Annotated in this window: 5 protein-coding genes; all 5 read left to right on the top strand. The window is 73.0% G+C overall.

The window, feature by feature from the left end; all coding sequences use genetic code 11:
* A partial coding sequence (locus EDJALFJO_RS00560) for an ABC transporter substrate-binding protein (RefSeq protein ID WP_233149600.1) occupies positions 1 to 1724 on the top strand: 1724 nt, incomplete at its 5' end.
* Between the two features lie 69 nt (positions 1725 to 1793).
* Complete coding sequence (locus EDJALFJO_RS00555; protein ID WP_088281138.1) at positions 1794 to 2741, top strand: ABC transporter permease; 948 nt, start codon at positions 1794 to 1796, stop codon at positions 2739 to 2741.
* The gene (locus EDJALFJO_RS00550; RefSeq protein WP_088281136.1) at positions 2738 to 3652 is read left to right on the top strand and encodes an ABC transporter permease; all 915 of its coding nucleotides are present in this window, start codon (positions 2738 to 2740) and stop codon (positions 3650 to 3652) included. The genes EDJALFJO_RS00555 and EDJALFJO_RS00550 overlap by 4 nt, the downstream gene beginning before the upstream one ends.
* Positions 3649 to 4668, top strand: a complete 1020-nt coding sequence (locus EDJALFJO_RS00545; protein ID WP_088281134.1) for an ABC transporter ATP-binding protein — start codon at positions 3649 to 3651, stop codon at positions 4666 to 4668. Before EDJALFJO_RS00550 ends, EDJALFJO_RS00545 begins: the two co-directional genes overlap by 4 nt.
* Positions 4661 to 5459: ABC transporter ATP-binding protein (locus tag EDJALFJO_RS00540; protein ID WP_143448204.1), on the top strand; the 799-nt coding region annotated here is incomplete at its 3' end. The genes EDJALFJO_RS00545 and EDJALFJO_RS00540, both read left to right, overlap by 8 nt.

Here is a 5459-nt window from a genome sequence, read left to right as displayed (position 1 = left end):
CGCACCACCGCACCGCCGCCCGACCGCCCCCAGGAAGGAAGAACCCGATGGTCCAGGTCTCTCCCCGCCGGCGCGCCGCCCTCGGCGTCACCGGCCTCACGGCGGCGATCGTGCTCGCCGCCTGCGGCGGCGCGCCGCCGCCCACCCAGGCCACCGGGTCCGGCTCGGCGTCGCCGGGCGCGTCCGCCCCGACGTCCGGCTTCGTCGTCGACACCCCGGCCCCGACCGCGGACGCCGGCGACGTCGTGTGGGGGACCTACCGGGAGACCCAGACCCTCGACCCGATCCAGGCGTTCGACTACCCGGAGAACACGGTCGACCCGCTCCTGTGCGACTCCCTGCTGCGCCAGAAGCCCGACATGACGATCGGCGACGGCCTGGCGAAGGTGACGACGACGTCCCCCACGCAGTTCGACTTCGAGATCAACGCCGCGGCGAAGTTCTGGGACGGCACGCCCGTCACCGCCGAGGACGCCGTCTTCAGCCTGAAGCGGGCGGCGGACCCCAAGGGCGGCGGCTTCTACGCCAAGGTCTTCGAGCGGGTCGAGTCCATGGAGACCACCGGCGACAAGACGTTCACGATCAAGCTCAAGCAGCCCGACTTCTGGCTGCTCGGCGAGCTGTCGGCGACGCCGGGCGAGGTCGTCCAGAAGAAGTTCGTCGAGGCCAAGGGCAAGGACTTCGGCTCCGTCTCGGCCGGCACCATGTGCTCGGGGCCGTTCAAGCTCGACTCCTGGAAGACCGGCCAGGGCGTCAAGATGGTCCCGAACCCCGACTACTGGGACTCGAGCCTGCCCAAGCCGAAGCTCAAGAGCCTCACGGTCATCGGGGTCCCCGACGACGCGACGTTCACGGCCGGCCTCAAGACCGGCTCGATCGACGGCGGCTACGTCATCTCGCTGAGCACCCTCGGCCAGCTCCAGACCGACCCGAACGTCAAGGTCTACCAGGGCGCGCCCTACCCGACGTCCGCGCTCGTCGTGAGCGCCACGAAGGGCCCGCTCGCCGACCCCAAGGTGCGCCAGGCGATCTCCTACGCGCTCGACCGCGAGGGCGTCATCAACTCGGTCTGGAAGGGCGCGGCGAACATCCCGCGGGCGCTCGCGGCGTCCGGCACGTGGGGCTACGCGCAGGACACCTTCAAGGCGGGCTACGACGCGCTGCCGCCCATGACGCGGGACGTCGCCAAGGGGCAGGCGCTCGCCAAGGAGGCCGGGGCCGTCGGCCAGACCATCACGCTCGGCGCGTCCTCCGGCATCCCGGCGCTCAACACCTCGGCCCTCGCGGTCAAGGCGGCCGCCGAGGCGGTCGGGCTCAAGGTGAAGATCAACAACGTGAGCCCGTCGAACTACATCAACTTCTTCATCGACCCCAAGGCGTGGGGCTCGGTCGACGGGTTCGTCACGACGAACTACGGCGACTACGGCGACCCCGCGGCGCTCTACAACACCCTGGCCATGCCCGGCGGCTCGCAGAACTTCAGCGGCTGGGAGAACGCCGAGGTGACGAAGGCCTTCGAGGCGGCTCGCGGCGAGGCCGACCCGGTCAAGCGCGCCGAGTACGTCGTCGCCGGCCAGAAGATCATCACGGACCAGCTCGTCTGGATCCCCCTCGTCGAGCCGAACAACGTCGTCATCATGCACAAGTCCGTCACCGGCGCCCCGGCGACGTTCTCGTACATGTTCTCGCCGTGGGCGGTCTACCTCGGCGGCACCGGGCAGTAGTCACGTGCGGCCGGGCCGGTCCCCGCGACCGGCCCGGCCGACCGTCCACCCCACCGACGGGAGGTCCGGATGCTCAGGTTCCTGCTCCGCCGCGGCGCGATGCTCGTCGCGACGCTGCTCGTCGCGAGCTTCGCCGTCTACGGCGCGCTCGACCTCGCCCCGGGCAGCCCGATCGCGGCGCTCACCGGCGGCCGGACGCCGTCCCCGGAGGTGCTCGCCGAGCTCAACGCCCGGTACCACCTCGACGACCCGTTCCTCGTGCGCTACTGGAACTGGCTCACGGCCGCCCTCACCGGCGACCTCGGCCAGTCGATCCCGTTGCGCGAGAACGTCTCCACCCTCATCGGCCAACGGATCGGCGTGACCGCCTCGCTCGTCGCGCTCACCTCGCTCGTCATCGTCGTCGGCGGTGTCGGGCTCGGCCTGCTCGGTGCCCTGCGCAAGGGCGCCGTCGACACCGGCGTCGTCCTCGTCTCGACCGTGTCGGCGGCGATGCCGTCGTTCGCCGCCGCCGTCGTCCTCCAGTTCCTCTTCGGCGTCCGGCTCGGCTGGCTGCCGGTGCTCGGCACCGGGACGGGTTTCGCGGACTCCCTGAAGCACCTCGTGCTGCCGGCGCTGGCGCTCGCCGCCACGTCCGTCGCCCTCGTCACCCGCGTCACCCGGACGGCGGTCCGCGAGGAGCTCGACAAGGAGCACGTGCAGACGGCGGTGAGCCGGGGCCTGCCCTGGTCGTCCGTCGTGCGCCGGCACGTGCTGCGCAACGCCGCGATCCCCATCACGACAGTGGTCGGGCTCACCGTGGCCAGCCTCATCGCGCTGTCGGCGGTCGTCGAGACCGCGTTCGGGCTCAACGGCCTCGGCGCCTACCTCGTCCAGGCGGCGCTCAACAAGGACTTCGCCGTCGTCCAGGGCATCAGCCTCGTGCTCGTCGTGGCGTTCGTCGTGACGAACCTGCTCGTGGACCTCGCCTACGCGCTGCTCGACCCGCGCGTCGCCCTCGGGAGCCGTGCCTCATGAGCATCCCCGTCCCCTCAGGCGTCCCGGCGGGCGTCGCCGCCGAGGTGCTCGACCCGGTCGCCGAGGTCGAGGCCGCAGCCGCCCGCGGCGGGCTGCGCCGCGTCCGGCTCGGCGTCCTCGGCTGGGTCAGCCTCGTCGTCGTCGCCCTCGCCGCCGTCCTCGCGGTCGTCGGCCCGCTCGTGCGGCCGTTCGACCCCAACCTCAGCGACCTGTCGTTCGCCTACGTCGGGCCGTACGGGTCGCACCTGCTCGGGTTCGACGGCCAGGGCCGGGACCTGTTCAGCCGGCTGCTCGTCGGGGCACGGACGACGTTCCTCGGCGCGGCGTTCGTCGCGCTCGTCGCCGTCGCGGTCGGCTCCGGTCTCGCCGTCACCGCCGCCTGGTTCGGCGGGCGGGTCGACCGCTGGGTCTCCGCCGGCCTCGACGTCGTCTTCGCGTTCCCCGGCATCCTGCTGGCCGTCGTCGCGGCCGCCGTCTTCGGGGCCGGGCTGATGTCCGCCGGGCTCGCGCTCGCCGTCGCCTACTCCCCGTACATCGCGCGGGTCCTGCGGAGCGCGGCGCTCAGGGAACGCGCGATGGCCTACGTCGCCGCCCTGGAGGTGCAGGGGTTCGGGGCCTGGCGGCTGTGCCTGCGGCACCTGCTGCCGAACATCTCCGGGCTCGTCGTCGCCCAGGGCACGATCCTCTTCGGCTTCGCGATGGTCGACCTCGCCGCGATCTCGTTCCTGGGGCTGGGCGTCCAGTCACCGCAGGCCGACTGGGGGGTCATGGTGTCCGAGGGCAAGACGGGCCTGCTCCAGGGCTACCCGATGGAGTCGTTGACGGCGGTCCTCTGCATCGTCGTCGTCGTCTCGGCGGTGAGCTTCCTCGGCGACCGGCTCGAGTCGGCCGGGAAGCAGGCGCACCGGTGAGCGCGCTGCTCGAGGTCCGCGACCTCACCGTGCGGCTGCGCGTCGGCGGCGCCGACCGCGAGGTCATCACGGGGACGACGCTGGAGATCGCCGAGGGCGAGTCGATGGGCCTCGTCGGGGAGTCCGGCTCCGGCAAGTCGATGACCGCCAAGGCGATCGCGCGGCTGCTGCCGGCCGGGGCCACGGTCGAGGGATCGGTGCGCTTCGCCGGCACCGACGTCCTCGGCCTGTCGGGCGCCGACCTGCGCCGGCACCGCGCGAAGGTCGCCGTCGTCTTCCAGGACCCGCGCGCCCACATCAACCCGGTGCGGCGGATCGACGACTTCATGACGGAGTCCTTGCGCACGCTCGAGGACGTGCCCCGCGCGCAGGCCCGCACCCGCGCCGCGGACGCGCTCGAGGAGGTCGGGATCGACGACCCCGCGCGGCGGCTGCGGCAGTTCCCGCACGAGCTCTCCGGCGGCATGCTGCAGCGCGTCATGATCGCCACGGCCCTGCTGTCCCGGCCGCTGCTGCTCCTCGCCGACGAGTGCACGACGGCACTCGACGTGACGACGCAGGCGGAGGTCATGGCGATCCTCGACGACCTGCGCCGCGACCGCGGCCTGTCGATGCTCTTCATCACCCACGACCTGGAGCTCGCGGGCGCGGTGTGCGACCGGACGAGCGTCATGTACGCGGGCCAGGTCGTCGAGACGAGCGCGGCGCACCGGCTGCACGCCGACCCGCTGCACCCCTACAGCGCGGCGCTCGTCCAGGCCAGGCCGGACGTCACGTCCACCGCGGACCGGCTCGTCGCGATCCCCGGCCGCCCGGTGTCGGCGTTCGAGGCACCGTCCGGCTGCCGCTTCGCGCCCCGCTGCCCGCACGCGCTCGACGGCTGCCGCGGCCACGAGCAGACCCTCGCGGACCTCGACGCCGGCCGGGTGCGGTGCGAGCGCGCCGCGACGCTGCGCGGACGGCTGCTCGACCCGACGGAGAGCCCGACCGAGAGCGAGGAGACGGCGGATGCCTGACACCGACGCCCCCGTCCTGTCCGTGAGCGGGCTGCGCAAGGTCTTCGGCACCCAGGTGGCCGTCGACGACATGGCGTTCGACCTCGCCCCCGGCCGGTCGCTCGCGATCGTCGGCGAGTCCGGCAGCGGCAAGACGACCGTCGCGCGGATGGTCGTCGGCCTCGAACGGCCCACGGCCGGCACGATCGTCGCCTGCGGCCGCGACCGCTCCCGCCCGGCGCGCAACGCCCGTGAGCGCACCCAGCGCGGACGCGAGGTGCAGATCGTCTTCCAGGACCCGTACTCGAGCCTCGACCCGCGGCAGTCCGGCTCGGCCGCGGTCGACGAGGTGCTGCGGGTCCACCACGACCACGACGCCGCCACCCGCCGCCGGATCGTCGGCGAGCTGGCCGACCTCGTCGGCCTGGACTCCCGGCAGATGAACGCCCTGCCCCGGGCGCTGTCGGGCGGGCAGCGGCAGCGGGTCGCCATCGCGCGGGCGCTGGCGACCGAGCCGAAGGTGCTCATCCTCGACGAGTCGGTGGCCGCCCTCGACGTCTCGATCCAGGCCCAGGTGCTCAACGTGCTCGCCGACATCCGCGACGAGCGCGGCATCAGCTACGTGCTCATCAGCCACGACCTGGCCGTCGTCCGCCAGCTCACCGAGGACGTCCTCGTCATGCAGCGCGGGGTCGTCGTCGAGCGCGGCCGGACCGCCGACGTGCTCGACGAGCCGCAGCACCCCTACACGCAGATGCTCCGCGCCTCTGTCCCCGGCCCCGGCTGGAAGCCCACCCGCACCCTCCGCCACC

The sequence above is a fragment of the Kineosporia sp. A_224 genome (assembly GCF_002198655.1).
Taxonomy (GTDB): Bacteria; Actinomycetota; Actinomycetes; order Actinomycetales; family Kineosporiaceae; genus R-H-3.
This window is presented reverse-complemented; position numbering and strand designations above follow the sequence as displayed.

What these genes read in the sequence shown, in the direction of transcription:
- EDJALFJO_RS00555 (WP_088281138.1), top strand. Translation starts at nt 1,794, where the DNA reads ATGCTCAGGTTCCTGCTCCGCCGCGGCGCGATGCTCGTCGCGACGCTG.
- EDJALFJO_RS00550 (WP_088281136.1), top strand. Translation starts at nt 2,738, where the DNA reads ATGAGCATCCCCGTCCCCTCAGGCGTCCCGGCGGGCGTCGCCGCCGAG.